The following is a 15,472-nucleotide window of genomic DNA, read 5'->3' on the forward strand; positions in this document are numbered from 1 at the left end:
GCTGCGATCTTTTGATCTTAAAAAGATCGCAGCCTGCGGCAGCTCCTACAGGGGATGGACGTTAATCAGCGCAAGCCGCGTTGAGTCTCGTCCAGCTCACGGATGTACTTGAAGATTTTACGGCTGGAAGCAGGAGGCTTGTTGTGCGCAACCTCGTGCTGGGCCTGACGGATCAAGGAACGCAGCTGCTGGCGATCGGCGTCTGGGTATTCGACGACGAATTTTTCCAGAACCGCATCGTCACCGGCAATCAGGCGATCGCGCCAGCGTTCCAGGTTATGAAAGCGTTCGTTGTACTGGCGAGTGGAGGCATCGAGTTGATCGAGCAGAACCAGAATGGCGTCAGTGTCCTGATCGCGCATCAGTTTGCCGATGAACTGAAGGTGCCGTTTACGCGCGATGTGCGCGGTGTGCTTGGGCGCATCGGCCAGGGCCCGGCGCAAGGCGTCGGTCAAGGGCAGTTTGTTGAGCAAATCAGGCTTGAGCGTTGTAAGGCGCTCGCCGAGGTCAACCAGAGCATGCAGCTCGCGTTTGACCTGGGATTTGCTTTTTTCTCCCGTATCGAGGGAGTCGTCGTAAGAATCAACCATGGTGGCAGTCCGCAAAGAAACGCCGCCATGATAACCAGTCGGGGGCCGCTTGTCCGGCCCGGTCGCTCGATGACCGTTACCGAAAGCAGAATTTGAGTGGAGAACAGCATGAGTGCAGTTGAAAGCGTCGGCCCACAAGCATTGCCGGCACTGCAGGAACAAGTCGAGCAGATCATCGCTGAAGCCAAGCGTCAGGGCGCCAGTGCCTGTGAGGTGGCGGTGTCCCTGGAGCAGGGCCTGTCGACCACCGTGCGCCAGCGCGAAGTCGAGACTGTCGAATTCAACCGCGATCAGGGCTTTGGCATCACCTTGTACGTCGGGCAGCGCAAAGGTTCGGCCAGCACTTCGGCCAGTGGCCCGGAAGCCATTCGCGAAACGGTCGCCGCTGCACTGGCCATCGCCAAGCACACGTCTGAAGACGAAGCCTCGGGCCTGGCGGATGCCGCGCTGATGGCCAGGGACGTGCAGGATTACGATCTGTTCCATCAATGGGACATCACCCCGGAGCAGGCCATCGAAAAAGCCTTGCTCTGCGAAGCTGCAGCATTCGACGCCGACGCGCGGATCAAAAACGCCGACGGCACCACGTTGAGCACCCATCAGGGCTGCCGGGTTTACGGCAATAGCCATGGCTTTATCGGCGGCTATGCCTCGACCCGGCACAGCCTGAGTTGCGTGATGATCGCCGAGGCCGACGGGCAGATGCAGCGCGATTACTGGTACGACGTGAACCGACTGGGCAATTTGTTGGCGGACCCAGTGAGCATCGGCCAACGCGCCGCGCAACGGGCCGCTAGCCGCCTGGGTGCGCGTCCGGTGCCGACCTGCGAGGTGCCGGTGCTGTTTTCCGCTGAGCTGGCCGGTGGTTTGTTCGGCAGTTTCCTGTCGGCAATTTCCGGCGGCAGCCTGTATCGCAAATCATCGTTCCTCGAAGGCACGCTGGGGCAGAAACTGTTTCCCGAGTGGCTGACCATCGACGAGCGTCCGCATTTGATGCGTGCGCTGGGCAGCGCGGCGTTCGATGGCGATGGACTGGCGACCTACGCCAAGCCGTTCGTCGAAAAAGGCGAATTGGTGTCCTACATCCTTGGGACTTATTCCGGTCGCAAGCTCGGCATGCCGAGCACGGCGAATGCCGGTGGCGTGCACAACTTGTTCGTTACCCATGGCGATGAAGACCAGGCGGCCTTGCTGCGCCGCATGGGGCGCGGCCTGCTGGTCACCGAACTGATGGGCCAGGGCCTGAACATGGTGACAGGCGACTATTCCCGCGGCGCGGCAGGTTATTGGGTGGAGAACGGCGAAATCCAGTTTGCGGTCCAGGAAGTGACCATCGCCGGCAACATGCGCGACATGTTCAAGCAAATCCTGGCCGTGGGGAACGACCTGGAGCTGCGCAGCAACATTCGTACGGGGTCGGTGTTGATCGAGCGAATGATGGTAGCGGGGAGTTAAATCTCGCTACTGGACACAAAAAAGCGCCACCCACCGGGTGGCGTTTTTTTTTCGGGATCAAAAGATCGCAGCCTTCGGCAGCTCCTACACAAAATTTATGTAGGAGCTGCCGAAGGCTGCGATCTTTCCGCTCTTGTTTTGCTTCTGATTATCATTTAATAATAAATCTCATTATCGAATGAGCCCCGGATCATGAGTTCTGCCTTGCACGAGCAGCCTTACCTCGAAAACTGGCGCTGGATGAGCCGCCAGATCCGTTGCGCGATGGATCCTGACGAACCTCGTCTGATCGAACATTACCTGGCTGAAGGCCGGTATCTGGCCTGTTGCACGGCGACCTCACCCTGGACCGTCGCTGAAACCTCTTTCCGTTTATTACTCGACACCGCCGCGGATGTCGCTCTGCCCTGGCACTGGCGCACCTATTGCCTCGACCAGGCCTGGCGCCCGCTGCGTGACCTGGAACGCCTTTCCCTCTGCAAATGCCGCCTCAAACGCTGGCAAAGCTACACCTGGCAACTGGCGACCTGCGAGTTGCAGCCCTCGATTCCCTTAACTGAACTGGTGCAAGGATTTTCAGATGACCAAGACACGTATTGAGCGCGACAGCATGGGCGAGCTTCAGGTCCCGGAAGACGCCCTCTACGGCGCACAGACCCAGCGTGCAGTGGATAACTTTCCAATCAGTGGCAAGCCGATGCCGGTGCAATTCATTCGCGCGCTGATCCTGGCCAAAGCGGCGGCGGCCCGCACCAACGTCGATCTCAAGCAGATCAGCGAATCCCAGGGCAAGGCCATCGTCGATGCGGCGCAGGGCCTGCTGGAAGGTGATTTCATGCAGCACTTCCCAGTGGATATCTTCCAGACCGGTTCCGGCACCAGTTCCAACATGAACGCCAACGAAGTGATCGCCACCCTGGCCAGCCGTCTGCTCGGCGAGCCGGTGAACCCCAATGATCACGTCAACTGCGGCCAGAGCAGCAACGACATCATTCCAACCACCATCCATGTCAGTGCGGCGCTGGCGTTGCATGAGCAACTGTTGCCCGCTCTGATCGGGCTTGTGCAGGCAATCGAGCACAAGGCGGAGCAAGTTCATCACCATGTCAAAACCGGACGCACCCACTTGATGGATGCGATGCCCGTGCGCATGAGCCAGGTGCTCAAGGGTTGGGCGCAACAGCTCAAAGCCAACATTGGTCATCTGCAGGATTTGCAACCAAGCCTGCAATCCCTGGCCCAGGGCGGCACGGCGGTGGGCACGGGTATCAATGCGCATCCTGAGTTTGCGGCGCGTTTCAGCCGGCAATTGAGCCAATTGACCAACGTGGAGTTCACGCCAGGCACGGATCTGTTTGCCCTGATCGGCTCCCAGGACACGGCGGTGGCTGTTTCAGGTCAACTCAAGGCAACCGCCGTATCGCTGATGAAAATTGCCAACGACTTGCGCTGGATGAACTCGGGGCCCTTGGCTGGTCTCGGTGAGATAGAGCTCGAGGCTCTGCAACCGGGCTCTTCGATCATGCCTGGCAAGGTCAACCCGGTGATCCCGGAAGCCACTGCCATGGTGGCCGCCCAGGTCATTGGGAATGACACGGTCATCACCATCGCCGGGCAATCGGGCAACTTCGAGTTGAATGTGATGCTGCCGATCGTTGCCCAGAACCTGCTGAGCAGTATCGAGTTGCTGGCCAACGCCAGTCGTTTGCTGGGTGAAAAAGCCATCGCCAGCTTCAAGGTCAATGACGCTCGGCTCAAGGAAGCGTTGTCACGCAACCCGATTCTGGTGACCGCTCTCAACCCGATCATCGGTTACCAGAAAGCTGCCGAAATCGCCAAGAAGGCCTATGCGCAAGGTCGACCGGTGATTGATGTCGCACTGGAACACACCGACCTCTCCCGCAACCAGCTGGAAGAGTTGTTGAACCCGGAAAAACTCACCGCAGGCGGCGTGTAACTGGCCACGCCGCTTTGGAGGCTCACCATGGAGCACTGGAAACGCACGATCGAAAGAGCCAACCGCTTTTTCATGCAGGGCGAGCTGGTCGACGCCCGCGAGGCTTACTTGCAAGCGCTGGCCCTGGCCCAAGTGCTGTTCGAGCGCTGGGCGGATGCCGAGGAAGCGGTGGCAGCTTGCGTGATTTCCCATCACAACCTGGCGGACCTGCATTTGCGTCTGAACCAGCCGGAGGAGAGCGCCGAGTACCTGTGCGCCATCCACCAACGACTGTTGCAGACCATGCAGGACCCGCGACTGTCGCCGGCGCTGCGTGAAGCCGCACTGCGTCAGAGCAGCAAAACCTATGTCGAGCTGCTGAATTTCATCAGCGAACACGGCGAGTACCCGCGCACCCATCGTTTGCTGCAAATCGATACCGCTTCGCCTGCGCCTCACCATCATGGAGTCCACTGAAATGGCTTTTAGCTTGCCTGCCTTGCCGTATGCCTACGACGCTCTGGAGCCGCACATCGATGCGCAGACAATGGAGATTCATTACACCAAGCACCACCAGACTTACATCAACAACCTGAACGCTGCGGTTGAAGGCACCGAGTTCGCCGAGTGGCCGGTGGAAAAACTGGTGGCGGCGGTGCAGCAACTGCCGGAAAAGCTTCGCGCGGCAGTGATCAATCAGGGCGGTGGACATGCCAACCATTCGTTGTTCTGGGAAGTCATGGCGCCTCACGGTGGCGGCAAGCCTGAAGGCGTATTGGCTGAGGCCATCGACGAGCAGTTGGGCGGTCTCGACAGTTTCAAGGAGGCCTTTACCAAAGCCGCGCTGACCCGTTTTGGCAGTGGCTGGGCCTGGTTGAGCGTGACACCGCAAAAGAAACTGGTCGTGGAAAGCAGTGGCAACCAGGACAGTCCACTGATGAGCGGCAATACACCGATCCTTGGTCTGGACGTGTGGGAACACGCCTATTACCTGCAGTACCAGAACCGTCGTCCGGAATACATCAGCGCGTTCTACAACGTGATCAACTGGCCTGAAGTTGCTGCGCGTTATCAGGCTGCGCTGGTTTAAGTGTTCAAAAATAATTCAAGGCTGACTATGGGCACTGAAACACTGGCGGTCGCGAGTGGGCGAATGTTTCGTTACGCGTTTGGATCGCTGTTGGTGCTGGCGGGCATGAGCCTGCTGGTGGCGCACGGTCTGGAGCGGCTGGATCTGGAGCCGAAGCTGTCAGGGGCGTTGCAGGGTGGTGCAATCTGCGCCCTGGGTACCGCGCTGGGGGCGGTGCCGGTGCTGGTGATCCGGCGTATTCCCCAGGCGCTCAGCGATACATTGTTGGGGTTTGGTGCTGGAGTGATGCTGGCGGCGACAGCGTTTTCGCTGATCGTGCCGGGCATTGCGGCGGCGCAAAGCCTGGGCATGACGCCATGGGCGGCCAGTGGCCTGATCTGTTTCGGCATCATGCTCGGTGCATTCGGTCTGTTTCTCGTCGATCGCAAAGTTTCCGCTGCATCGCCGGACATGCTCATTGGTACGGTGGATCATCCGGTGATCGCGCCGCGTATCTGGCTGTTCGTGTTTGCGATCATTGCCCATAACATTCCCGAAGGCATGGCCGTGGGCGTTTCGGCCGGCGGCGGTACGCCTGATGCCGACAGTTTGGCGATGGGTATTGCGTTGCAGGATGTGCCGGAGGGCCTGGTGATCGCGTTGGTGTTGGCCGGGGCAGGGATGTCGCGGTTCAAGGCATTCCTGATCGGTGCTGCGTCAGGGCTGGTCGAACCGGTGTTCGCCCTGCTGTGTGCGTGGTTGGTGAGCCTGGCCGAACTGCTGTTGCCTTTGGGATTGGCTTTGGCGGCCGGAGCCATGTTGCTGGTGGTCACCCACGAGGTCATTCCTGAATCCCGTCGTCACGGTCATGACAAGCTGGCCAGCCTTGGGTTGCTGGGCGGATTCTGTTTGATGATGGTGATGGATACGGCGCTCGCGTAAGGGGGTGTCGGTAAGCTAATACCGTTCACTTAAAAACAGCACTGCCTTTGTGGCGAGGGGATAAATCCCCTCGCCACAGGAGCCAGTCCGCAGATCCGGCATTATTCGCCTTCGTCGAAGTAGTTGTTGATCAAAGCCACCAACGCATCCATCGCTTCCTGTTCCTGCTCACCTTCCGTGCTCAGGTGGATCTTGGTGCCCTTGCCAGCGGCGAGCATCATCATGGCCATGATGCTTTTACCATCGACGGTGGATTCTGGCGTGCGTCCTACCCTGATGGTGCACTCCTTGAACTGGCCGGCGACCCCTACGAATTTGGCTGACGCCCGGGCATGCAAACCCAACTTATTGATGATTTCGATTTCCAGAGCAGGCATCGCGATGTGAATCCTTTAGCTGAGGTCGCGGTGGCGGACCTGGACGTTCTTCAGGGATTGCTGCAGGGTCTTGCCAAGGCGTTCGGTCAGGTAGACAGAACGGTGATGCCCACCTGTGCAACCAATGGCAATGGTGACATAGGCACGGTTGCTGGCAGCAAAGCGAGGTAACCATTTGAGCAAATAAGTGGAGATGTCCTGGAACATCTCTTCGACATCCGGCTGAGCCTCCAGGTACTCGGCAACTGGTTGATCGAGTCCGGACTGCGCACGTAACTCCGGCTTCCAATAGGGATTGGGCAGGCAGCGCACATCGAACACCAGGTCGGCGTCCACCGGCATGCCGCGCTTGAAGCCGAAAGACTCCACCAGGAACGCTGTACCGGGCTCCGGTTGGTTCAGCAGGCGCAGCTTGATGGTATCGCGCAACTGATACAGGTTCAGGTTGGTGGTGTTGATCTTGAGGTCGGCCAGGTCGGCGATCGGGCCAAGGAGGTTCGTTTCATCCTTGATCGCTTCGGCCAGTGAGCGATTGGCACTGCTCAGCGGGTGGCGACGCCGGGTTTCCGAGAAGCGCTTGAGCAGGGTTTCTTCGTCGGCATCCAGGTACAGGACGTCGCACTGGATATACCGGCTGCGGACTTCGTCCAGCAGTTCCGGAAAGCGCGACAAGTGGCTGGGCAGGTTGCGGGCGTCGATGGATACGGCAACCAGCGGCTGTAGCATCTCGGTGTGAATCAACGCGCGTTCGGCCAGTTCCGGCAACAACCCGGCAGGCAAGTTGTCGATGCAGTAGTAACCGTTGTCCTCCAGTACATCGAGGGCGGTACTTTTACCTGAGCCGGAGCGGCCGCTGACGATGATCAAGCGCATGGTTACTGCCCGTTTTGCTCGTCCAGGACAACCTGATACAAGGCTTCATTGCTCGGGGCGCTGCGCAGTTTGTCGCGCACATCCTTGCGGTCGAGCATGCTGGCGATCTGGCGCAACAACTCCAGGTGCGCATCGGTAGCGGCTTCCGGGACCAGCAGTACGAACAGCAGGTCGACCGGGGCGCCATCGATAGCGTCGAAATCGATAGGGGCGTCAAGGTGCATCAAGGCACTGATGGGTGAGCTGCAACCCTTGAGGCGGCAGTGAGGAATGGCGATGCCGTTGCCAAAACCGGTAGAACCGAGTTTTTCACGGGCAATCAACGCCTCGAAGACATCTTGCATCTCCAGATCCGGCACTTCGCGATGGATGAGGTTGGCAATTTGCTCAAGGGCTTTCTTTTTACTGCCGCCCGGCACGTTCACCAGGGAACGGCCGGGGGTCAGGATGCTTTCAAGTCGGATCATGGGTTGGGGGTGTTAGCGACCGGTAGCGCCCTGGAGGAGGCTCTGGGTCTTTTCCTTATGCTTTTTGAGTTGTTTGTCCAGCTTGTCGGTCAGCGCATCGATCGCCGCGTACATGTCGGTATGTTCCGCGTTGGCGACCACTTCATTGCCGGGAATATGCAGCGTGGCTTCGATTTTTTGCTTCAGCTTTTCGACCGTCATCGTGACCTGCACGTTGGTGATCTTGTCGAAATGTCGCTCCAATCGTTCGAGTTTTTCGCCGATGTAGGTGCGAAGAGGTTCGGTCACTTCCAGTTGGTGTCCACTGATGTTGACTTGCATACAGCTTCTCCTTCGTTGCCAGTGCATAAAGCGGTAGACCAGATGATCTACCACTGGAACGCTGTGGCGTGGCTCTACATCAACCGCTTGCGTTCGCTCGAAGGCGCGATCCCGAGGGACTCGCGGTACTTGGCGACGGTGCGGCGAGCCACCTGAATGCCTTGTGCCTCCAGTAAACCAGCGATCTTGCTGTCACTCAACGGCTTTTTCTGATTTTCCGCGGCAACCAGTTTTTTGATGATCGCGCGGATTGCCGTGGACGAGCATTCGCCGCCCTCGGAGGTGCTGACGTGGCTGGAGAAAAAATATTTCAGCTCATAGATGCCCCGAGGGGTATGCATGAATTTCTGCGTGGTCACCCGTGAAATCGTCGACTCGTGCATGCCGACGGCTTCAGCGATGTCATGCAGGACCAGCGGTTTCATGGCTTCGTCGCCGTACTCCAGGAAGCCGCGCTGATGCTCGACGATCTGGGTGGCTACTTTCATCAGGGTTTCGTTGCGGCTTTGCAGGCTCTTGATGAACCAGCGGGCTTCCTGCAACTGATTGCGCATGAACGTGTTGTCGGCACTGGTGTCGGCGCGACGCACGAAGCCGGCGTACTGGGCGTTGACCCGCAGGCGGGGTACCGACTCCTGATTGAGCTCCACCAGCCAACGTTCGTTGTCCTTGCGCACAATGACATCGGGGACGACGTACTCGGCTTCGGTGGATTCGATCTGTGAGCCCGGACGAGGGTTGAGGCTCTGCACGAGTTCGATCACCTGGCGCAGTTCATCTTCCTTGAGCTTCATGCGGCGCATCAGCTGGCTGTAGTCGCGGCTGCCAAGCAAGTCGATGAAGTCGGTGACCAGGCGTTTGGCTTCGGCCAGCCAAGGTGTTTTGGCCGACAACTGACGCAATTGCAGCAGCAGGCACTCGCCCAGGTTGCGGGCGCCGATGCCGGCAGGTTCGAATTGCTGGATGCGGTGCAGGACGGCTTCGATTTCGTCCAGTTCGATGTCCAGTTCCGGATCGAATGCATCAAGGATTTCTTCGAGCGTTTCGTCCAGGTAGCCCTGATTGTTGATGCAATCGATCAGGGTCACGGCAATCAGGCGGTCGGTGTCGGACATCGGCGCCAGGTTCAATTGCCACAGCAGATGGCTTTGCAGGCTTTCGCCGGCCGATGTGCGGGTGGTGAAATCCCACTCGTCGTCATCGTTGCTTGGCATGCTGCTGGCGCTGGTCTGGTAGACGTCTTCCCATGCGGTATCGACGGGGAGCTCGTTGGGAATGCGCTCGTTCCAGTCGCCTTCGTCGAGGTTATCAACCGTCGGGGCGCTTTCCTGGTAGGAGGGTTCCTGAATCTCGGCGTTGGGTTTCTGTTCGGCGTTGTCGGCCAAGGGGTCGGAGTTATCGAAGTCGTCGCCTTCCTCCTGGCGTTCGAGCATCGGATTGGACTCCAGGGCCTCCTGGATTTCCTGTTGCAGGTCCAGGGTCGACAATTGGAGCAGGCGGATGGCCTGTTGCAGCTGCGGTGTCATCGTCAGCTGCTGGCCCATTCTCAAGACTAGCGATGGTTTCATGGCAGGGGCTTAACACCTTATTCGCCGGCGCACATGCGCCATCCACTACAGGGCGCCGAAGCGCCAAACATAAGCAAATTATATGCCCGAATTTGCAGTGTTTGCCTAGAGCGCTGTAACAATAAAAAAGTGTTGATTTTTATCGGGACAAGCGCTCGCTCGACCAGTCAGGCACCTTGCTCTTACAGGCGGAACTCATGGCCCAGGTACACTTCCTTGACCAGGTCGTTGGCCAGGATGGTGTCGGAATCACCTTCGGCAATCAGTTGGCCATCGTTGACGATGTAGGCGGTTTCGCAGATATCCAAGGTCTCACGGACGTTGTGGTCAGTGATCAGCACGCCAATGCCCTTGGCCTTGAGGTGGTGGATGATTTGCTTGATGTCGCCCACCGAAATCGGGTCCACGCCGGCGAAGGGTTCGTCGAGCAGGATGAATTTCGGGTTGGTAGCCAACGCACGGGCAATTTCCACGCGTCGACGTTCGCCACCGGACAGGCTCATCCCGAGGTTGTCGCGGATGTGGCTGATGTGGAATTCCTGCAGCAGGCTTTCCAGTTCCTTGCGACGGCCGGCCTTGTCGAGTTCCTTGCGGGTCTCGAGGATCGCCATGATGTTGTCGGCCACCGACAGCTTGCGGAAGATCGAGGCTTCCTGCGGCAGATAACCGATACCGGCCTTCGCACGACCGTGCATTGGCTGGTGGCTGACGTCCAGGTCGTCGATCAGGACGCGGCCCTGGTCGGCCCTTACCAGGCCGACAATCATGTAGAAACAGGTGGTCTTGCCGGCACCGTTGGGGCCAAGCAGGCCGACGATCTGACCGCTGTCGATGGACAGGCTCACGTCACGCACGACCTGGCGGCTCTTGTAGCTCTTGGCCAGATGCTGAGCTTTCAGAGTTGCCATTACTGGGCCTTTTGCTCGTCGGTTTTCTTTTTCGGCTGGATCACCATGTCGATGCGCGGACGCGCTTCGGTGACCTTGCTGCCAGTAGCGCGACCGGCGCTGGCCAGTTTTTTAACGGTGTCGTAGACGATTTTCTCGCCCTGGGTGACGTTGTTGTCCTTGTCGACGACCTTGGCCTTGTCGATCAGAACGACGCGGTTTTGCGCGGCGTGATACTGGATGGTCACGCCCCAGCCTTGAACAGGCTTCGCATCACCTGCGGTTTGCAGTTGTTCGAAGTAGGCGAGGTTACCCACCGATGTCACCACGTCGATATCGCCGTTGGGCGCGCGGGTCATGGTCACTTTGTTGCCGGTGACCTTCATCGAGCCTTGGGTGATGATCACGTCGCCCGTGTAGGTGGCGATACCGTTCTTGTCGTCCAGTTGGGCGTCGTCGGCCTGGATGCGGATTGGCTGCTCTTGGTCATTTGGCAGAGCCCAGGCGCTCACGCTTCCCAGTGCTGCGCCCAGACTGAGCAAAATAGGGAGGGTTTTAACGAGCCTCATACTGTCCTCTTACGTTCGAGAGCAGGTGTATCCTGCTTTCTTTCAAGTACGCTTTCATTCCGTTGCCTGTCGATACGCCACCAGCGCCGTCGATTCTAACGGGTTGATCAGTCTGCGCATATTGCTGCTGCGGGAACACGGTCATGCGGGTGGTGGTGATCAGGGTCCTGCGGTTCTTCTCATCGAAGCGCGTGATGCGAACCGAATCGATCAGTTCGACCTGTGTGCCGTCCGGATTGACTTCCCCCTTCTCACTCTGGACGTGCCACGGGTACTCGGTGCCGCGGAACATGTTCAGGTCGGGATTGGTCAGCAATGTTACTTCGCTCGCTTTCAGGTGTTCGACCTTGTCCGACGTCATTTCGTATTGCAGTCTGCCGTCCGGCAGGAACTGCACACTGTGGGCGTTGGTGGCGTAATAGTCGATTTCGCTGTTGTCGACTTGCACGACCGGCTTGTCGAGGAAGCGTTCGGGGCTGATGTTCCAGTAGCCGACCGCGGCAAAAATTGCCGCGATGCAACCGAACATCAAGGTGTTGCGAATCTTTTTGCTCAGCATGTTTGGCTCACAAGTACGCAGCGTTGGCCGCATCGAGGCGGCCCTGGGCACGCAGGATCAGTTCGCAGAATTCGCGGGCGGCACCTTCACCGCCACGGGCCTGAGTAATGCCGTGAGCGTGTTCACGCACGAAGCTGGCGGCGTTGGCCACCGCCATGCCCAGGCCAACACGGCGTATAACCGGCAGGTCGGGCAGGTCATCGCCCAGATAGGCGACCTGTTCATAGCTTAGGTTGAGTTGGCCAAGAAGCTCGTCGAGCACGACCAGTTTGTCTTCGCGCCCCTGATACAGGTGCGGGATGCCGAGGTTTTTCGCTCGTCGCTCAACCACCGGTGTCTTGCGGCCACTGATGATGGCGGTTTGCACGCCGGCAGCCATGAGCATCTTGATGCCTTGGCCGTCGAGGGTGTTGAACGTCTTGAACTCGCTGCCGTCTTCGAGGAAGTACAGGCGCCCGTCGGTCAGAACGCCGTCGACGTCAAAAACTGCCAGTTTGATCTGTTGGCCGCGTTGCAGCAGGTCCGTGCTCATTACATTACTCCTGCACGCAACAAGTCGTGCATGTTCAAGGCGCCGACCGGGCGGTCTTCGCTGTCGACTACGACCAGTGCGTTGATTTTATGGTCTTCCATGATTTTCAGGGCCTCGGCGGCGAGCATCTCGGCGCGGGCGGTCTTGCCGTGGGCGGTCATGACCTGATCAATGGTGACGCTGTGGATGTCGATGGTGCGATCCAGTGTGCGGCGCAAATCACCGTCGGTGAAGATGCCGGCCAGCTTGCCGTTAGCTTCGAGAACAACGGTCATGCCCAGGCCCTTGCGGGTCATTTCCATCAGTGCATCCTTGAGTAGCGTGCCGCGCTGAACTTGCGGCAGCTCCTGTCCTGCGTGCATGACGTTTTCCACTTTCAGCAACAGGCGTCGGCCCAAGGCACCGCCGGGGTGGGAAAAGGCGAAGTCTTCAGCGGTGAAGCCGCGGGCTTCCAGCAGGGCGACGGCCAGGGCATCACCCATCACCAGCGCCGCGGTCGTGGAGGACGTGGGGGCAAGGTTCAGTGGGCAGGCTTCATGTTCGACGTGAACATTGAGGTTGACCTCGGCGGCCTTGGCCAGTGGCGAATCGGGGTTGCCGGTCATGCTGATCAGCTGGATGCCCAAGCGCTTGATCAGTGGCAGCAGGGTCACAATTTCATTGGTGGAGCCTGAGTTCGACAGCGCCAGGATGACGTCGTCGCGGGTAATCATACCCATGTCACCATGGCTGGCTTCAGCCGGGTGGACGAAAAATGCCGTGGTGCCGGTGCTGGCCAGGGTGGCGGCAATCTTGTTGCCGATATGCCCCGACTTGCCCATGCCGACCACGACTACGCGGCCTTTGCTGGCCAGAATCATCTCGCAAGCGCGTACGAAATCTGCGTCGATATGCGGCAGCAAGCCTTGTACGGCTTCCACTTCGAGGCGGATGGTGCGTTGGGCGGATTGAATCAGGTCGCTGGATTGGCTCATGTCAGAAATCGTATAGCCTGATGAAAAGGCGGCGATTATAGCGGTTATGTTCAAAACCCTCACGCAAGTTCGTCGCGCATTGTTATTCCTTGTTACCTGATCCTTCTAAATTAGGCTTTTCCCCAGTCATGTTATTAAACAAAGGACAGGCAATGACCTTGGGTGCATGGCGTTTGCAGTGATATAGTTCGCCGCCAGTTCGGCCCGCCCGGGAGAGATGTGCTTTCGTCAGAAAGTCAGGCGTCCGAGTGAGAGGCTGCATCGCAAGGAGTTTAGATGAGTGCCGATAACGCCTACGCGGTCGAGCTGAAGGGACTGACCTTCAAGCGCGGTGCGCGCAGCATTTTCAATAACGTCGATATCCGTATTCCGCGCGGCAAGGTCACCGGCATCATGGGGCCTTCCGGGTGTGGCAAGACTACGCTGTTGCGGTTGATGGGCGCGCAGTTGCGGCCTACCAAGGGCGAAGTCTGGGTCAACGGTCAGAACCTGCCGAAGCTCTCGCGCAGCGATCTTTTCGATGCCCGCAAGCACATGGGTGTGCTGTTTCAGAGCGGTGCGCTGTTCACCGACCTCGATGTGTTCGAGAACGTGGCATTTCCTTTGCGCGTTCACACCGAGCTGCCCGAGGAGATGATCCGCGATATCGTCCTGCTCAAATTACAGGCTGTGGGCTTGCGTGGCGCCATTGACCTGATGCCCGACGAACTGTCCGGTGGCATGAAGCGTCGTGTCGCATTGGCCCGGGCGATTGCGCTCGATCCGCAGATACTCATGTACGACGAGCCTTTTGTCGGCCAGGACCCGATCGCCATGGGTGTACTGGTGCGCCTGATCCGCCTGCTCAACGATGCGCTGGGTATCACCAGCATCGTGGTTTCCCATGATCTGGCCGAGACCGCGAGCATTGCTGATTACATTTATGTGGTGGGCGATGGGCAAGTATTGGGGCAGGGTACGCCTGAAGAGTTGATGAACTCGGAAGACCCGAAAATTCGTCAATTCATGACCGGGGAGCCAGATGGCCCCGTCCCGTACCACTTTCCAGCGCCGGATTACCGCGCAGATCTTCTAGGGAAGCGCCGCTGATGCGCAGAATTACATTATTGGAACGCGTGCGGCGGTTCGGTCGAGCCGGAATCGATACCGTTGCGGTGTTCGGTCGTTCGACCCTGTTCCTGTTTCACGCCTTGCTCGGTCGCGGCGGCATTGGCGGCGGTTTCGGCCTGCTGGTCAAGCAGCTGCATTCAGTCGGCGTGATGTCGCTGGTGATCATTGTGGTCTCCGGTATTTTCATCGGCATGGTGCTGGCACTCCAGGGCTTCAATATCCTGTCCAGCTACGGTTCGGAGCAGGCGGTAGGGCAGATGGTCGCGTTGACCCTGTTGCGCGAATTGGGGCCGGTGGTGACGGCGTTGCTGTTCGCCGGGCGTGCGGGTTCCGCATTGACTGCGGAAATCGGCAACATGAAGTCCACCGAACAATTGTCCAGCCTGGAAATGATCGGGGTCGACCCGCTCAAGTACATCATTGCCCCACGCCTGTGGGCCGGCTTCATTTCCCTGCCGGTGCTGGCGATGATTTTCAGCGTGGTGGGCATCTGGGGTGGTTCATGGGTCGCCGTCGACTGGCTCGGCGTCTATGACGGTTCCTACTGGTCGAACATGCAGAACAGCGTGACCTTCACTGACGATGTACTCAACGGCACCATCAAAAGCATGGTGTTTGCCTTTGTCGTTACCTGGATTGCCGTATTCCAAGGCTATGACTGCGAGCCCACTTCCGAGGGGATCAGTCGTGCCACGACCAAGACCGTGGTGTATGCCTCCCTGGCTGTGCTCGGCCTGGACTTTATTCTGACCGCCTTGATGTTTGGAGATTTCTGATGCAAAACCGCACCCTGGAAATCGGTGTCGGCCTTTTCTTGCTGGCTGGCGTCCTGGCTTTGCTGCTGTTGGCGCTGCGGGTCAGTGGCCTGTCCCCAAGCCCAAGTACCGATACCTATAAACTTTATGCCTACTTCGACAATATTGCCGGATTGACTGTCAGAGCTAAAGTGACCATGGCTGGTGTGACCATCGGCAAGGTCACGGCGATCGATCTGGACCGCGACAGTTTCACCGGTCGAGTGACCATGCAGCTGGAAAAAAGCGTCGATAATCTACCGGCGGACTCTACTGCATCTATCCTGACTGCTGGTCTGTTGGGTGAGAAATACATCGGCATCAGCGTCGGCGGGGAAGAAGCTCTGCTCAAGGATGGCGGGACCATCCACGACACCCAGTCGTCGCTGGTGCTCGAGGACCTGATCGGCAAGTTTCTTCTCAACACCGTTAGCAAAGACCCTAAATGA

The 15,472-nt window shown here is 58.5% G+C and carries 20 protein-coding genes; 9 read left to right on the forward strand and 11 right to left on the reverse strand.

All coding sequences use genetic code 11. From position 1 onward, the window contains the following. Positions 1–65: 65 nt before the first annotated feature. The gene (yjgA, locus tag ABTV22_RS04155) at positions 66–590 is read right to left on the reverse strand and encodes a ribosome biogenesis factor YjgA (RefSeq protein WP_433738685.1); all 525 of its coding nucleotides are present in this window, start codon (positions 588–590) and stop codon (positions 66–68) included. A 108-nt stretch (positions 591–698) separates the two neighbouring features. Between yjgA and pmbA the strand changes: the two genes are divergently transcribed. The 6 genes from pmbA to ABTV22_RS04185 all read left to right on the forward strand — a co-directional run bounded on the left by pmbA (position 699) and on the right by ABTV22_RS04185 (position 5,992). Beyond that, entirely contained in the window at positions 699–2,045 is a 1,347-nt protein-coding gene (gene pmbA / locus ABTV22_RS04160) for a metalloprotease PmbA (protein ID WP_433738686.1), read from the forward strand. A gap of 192 nt (positions 2,046–2,237) precedes the next feature. Continuing rightward, positions 2,238–2,645, forward strand: a complete 408-nt coding sequence (locus ABTV22_RS04165; RefSeq protein WP_433738687.1) for a FagA protein — start codon at positions 2,238–2,240, stop codon at positions 2,643–2,645. Then, complete coding sequence (locus tag ABTV22_RS04170; protein WP_433738688.1) at positions 2,626–4,002, forward strand: class II fumarate hydratase; 1,377 nt, start codon at positions 2,626–2,628, stop codon at positions 4,000–4,002. The genes ABTV22_RS04165 and ABTV22_RS04170 overlap by 20 nt, the downstream gene beginning before the upstream one ends. A gap of 27 nt (positions 4,003–4,029) precedes the next feature. Beyond that, positions 4,030–4,458 carry a hypothetical protein gene (locus ABTV22_RS04175; RefSeq protein WP_433738689.1) on the forward strand — a complete coding sequence of 143 codons (429 nt, stop codon included), beginning with the start codon at positions 4,030–4,032 and terminating at the stop codon, positions 4,456–4,458. Between the two features lies 1 nt (position 4,459). Further along, the gene (locus ABTV22_RS04180; protein ID WP_433738690.1) at positions 4,460–5,071 is read left to right on the forward strand and encodes a superoxide dismutase; all 612 of its coding nucleotides are present in this window, start codon (positions 4,460–4,462) and stop codon (positions 5,069–5,071) included. 27 nt (positions 5,072–5,098) lie between these two features. Then, positions 5,099–5,992, forward strand: coding sequence for a ZIP family metal transporter (locus ABTV22_RS04185; RefSeq protein WP_433738691.1), 894 nt, complete (start codon positions 5,099–5,101; stop codon positions 5,990–5,992). 101 nt (positions 5,993–6,093) lie between these two features. On the opposite strand, the gene ABTV22_RS04190 is transcribed toward ABTV22_RS04185, so the two are convergent. From ABTV22_RS04190 to ABTV22_RS04235, 10 genes are all read right to left on the reverse strand, one after another. After that, entirely contained in the window at positions 6,094–6,369 is a 276-nt protein-coding gene (locus tag ABTV22_RS04190; RefSeq protein WP_433738692.1) for an HPr family phosphocarrier protein, read from the reverse strand. A gap of 15 nt (positions 6,370–6,384) precedes the next feature. Further along, the gene (gene rapZ / locus ABTV22_RS04195; RefSeq protein ID WP_433738693.1) at positions 6,385–7,242 is read right to left on the reverse strand and encodes an RNase adapter RapZ; all 858 of its coding nucleotides are present in this window, start codon (positions 7,240–7,242) and stop codon (positions 6,385–6,387) included. Positions 7,243–7,244: 2 nt separating this feature from the next. Continuing rightward, positions 7,245–7,709: a PTS IIA-like nitrogen regulatory protein PtsN gene (ptsN, locus tag ABTV22_RS04200; RefSeq protein ID WP_433738694.1), complete on the reverse strand. Its 465-nt coding sequence runs from the start codon at positions 7,707–7,709 to the stop codon at positions 7,245–7,247. Between the two features lie 12 nt (positions 7,710–7,721). Next, a complete protein-coding gene (gene hpf, locus ABTV22_RS04205; RefSeq protein ID WP_007941242.1) occupies positions 7,722–8,030 on the reverse strand; it encodes a ribosome hibernation-promoting factor, HPF/YfiA family in 309 nt (102 codons plus the stop codon). Positions 8,031–8,104: 74 nt separating this feature from the next. Beyond that, on the reverse strand, positions 8,105–9,598 hold the full coding sequence (locus ABTV22_RS04210; protein WP_433738695.1) for an RNA polymerase factor sigma-54: 1,494 nt from the start codon (positions 9,596–9,598) through the stop codon (positions 8,105–8,107). A 182-nt stretch (positions 9,599–9,780) separates the two neighbouring features. Beyond that, positions 9,781–10,506, reverse strand: a complete 726-nt coding sequence (lptB, locus tag ABTV22_RS04215) for an LPS export ABC transporter ATP-binding protein (RefSeq protein ID WP_128606607.1) — start codon at positions 10,504–10,506, stop codon at positions 9,781–9,783. Beyond that, a complete protein-coding gene (gene lptA / locus ABTV22_RS04220) occupies positions 10,506–11,054 on the reverse strand; it encodes a lipopolysaccharide transport periplasmic protein LptA (RefSeq protein WP_433738696.1) in 549 nt (182 codons plus the stop codon). The genes lptB and lptA overlap by 1 nt, the downstream gene beginning before the upstream one ends. After that, positions 11,041–11,613, reverse strand: a complete 573-nt coding sequence (lptC, locus tag ABTV22_RS04225; protein ID WP_433738697.1) for an LPS export ABC transporter periplasmic protein LptC — start codon at positions 11,611–11,613, stop codon at positions 11,041–11,043. Before lptC ends, lptA begins: the two co-directional genes overlap by 14 nt. Positions 11,614–11,620: 7 nt before the next feature. Then, positions 11,621–12,145, reverse strand: coding sequence for a KdsC family phosphatase (locus ABTV22_RS04230; protein ID WP_096513437.1), 525 nt, complete (start codon positions 12,143–12,145; stop codon positions 11,621–11,623). Further along, positions 12,145–13,119 carry a KpsF/GutQ family sugar-phosphate isomerase gene (locus ABTV22_RS04235; protein WP_433738698.1) on the reverse strand — a complete coding sequence of 325 codons (975 nt, stop codon included), beginning with the start codon at positions 13,117–13,119 and terminating at the stop codon, positions 12,145–12,147. Before ABTV22_RS04235 ends, ABTV22_RS04230 begins: the two co-directional genes overlap by 1 nt. A gap of 276 nt (positions 13,120–13,395) precedes the next feature. On the opposite strand from ABTV22_RS04235, the gene ABTV22_RS04240 reads away from it, so the two are divergent. Genes ABTV22_RS04240 through mlaD form a run of 3 tightly spaced genes read left to right on the forward strand, consistent with a single transcriptional unit; the run spans position 13,396 to position 15,472 of the window. Further along, positions 13,396–14,208, forward strand: a complete 813-nt coding sequence (locus tag ABTV22_RS04240; RefSeq protein ID WP_433738699.1) for an ATP-binding cassette domain-containing protein — start codon at positions 13,396–13,398, stop codon at positions 14,206–14,208. Further along, entirely contained in the window at positions 14,208–15,005 is a 798-nt protein-coding gene (gene mlaE, locus ABTV22_RS04245; RefSeq protein ID WP_433738700.1) for a lipid asymmetry maintenance ABC transporter permease subunit MlaE, read from the forward strand. Before ABTV22_RS04240 ends, mlaE begins: the two co-directional genes overlap by 1 nt. Beyond that, complete coding sequence (gene mlaD, locus ABTV22_RS04250) at positions 15,005–15,472, forward strand: outer membrane lipid asymmetry maintenance protein MlaD (protein WP_433738701.1); 468 nt, start codon at positions 15,005–15,007, stop codon at positions 15,470–15,472. Before mlaE ends, mlaD begins: the two co-directional genes overlap by 1 nt.

The sequence above is a fragment of the Pseudomonas putida genome, assembly GCF_050990305.1.
GTDB classification, from domain to species: Bacteria; Pseudomonadota; Gammaproteobacteria; order Pseudomonadales; family Pseudomonadaceae; genus Aquipseudomonas; species Aquipseudomonas putida_AH.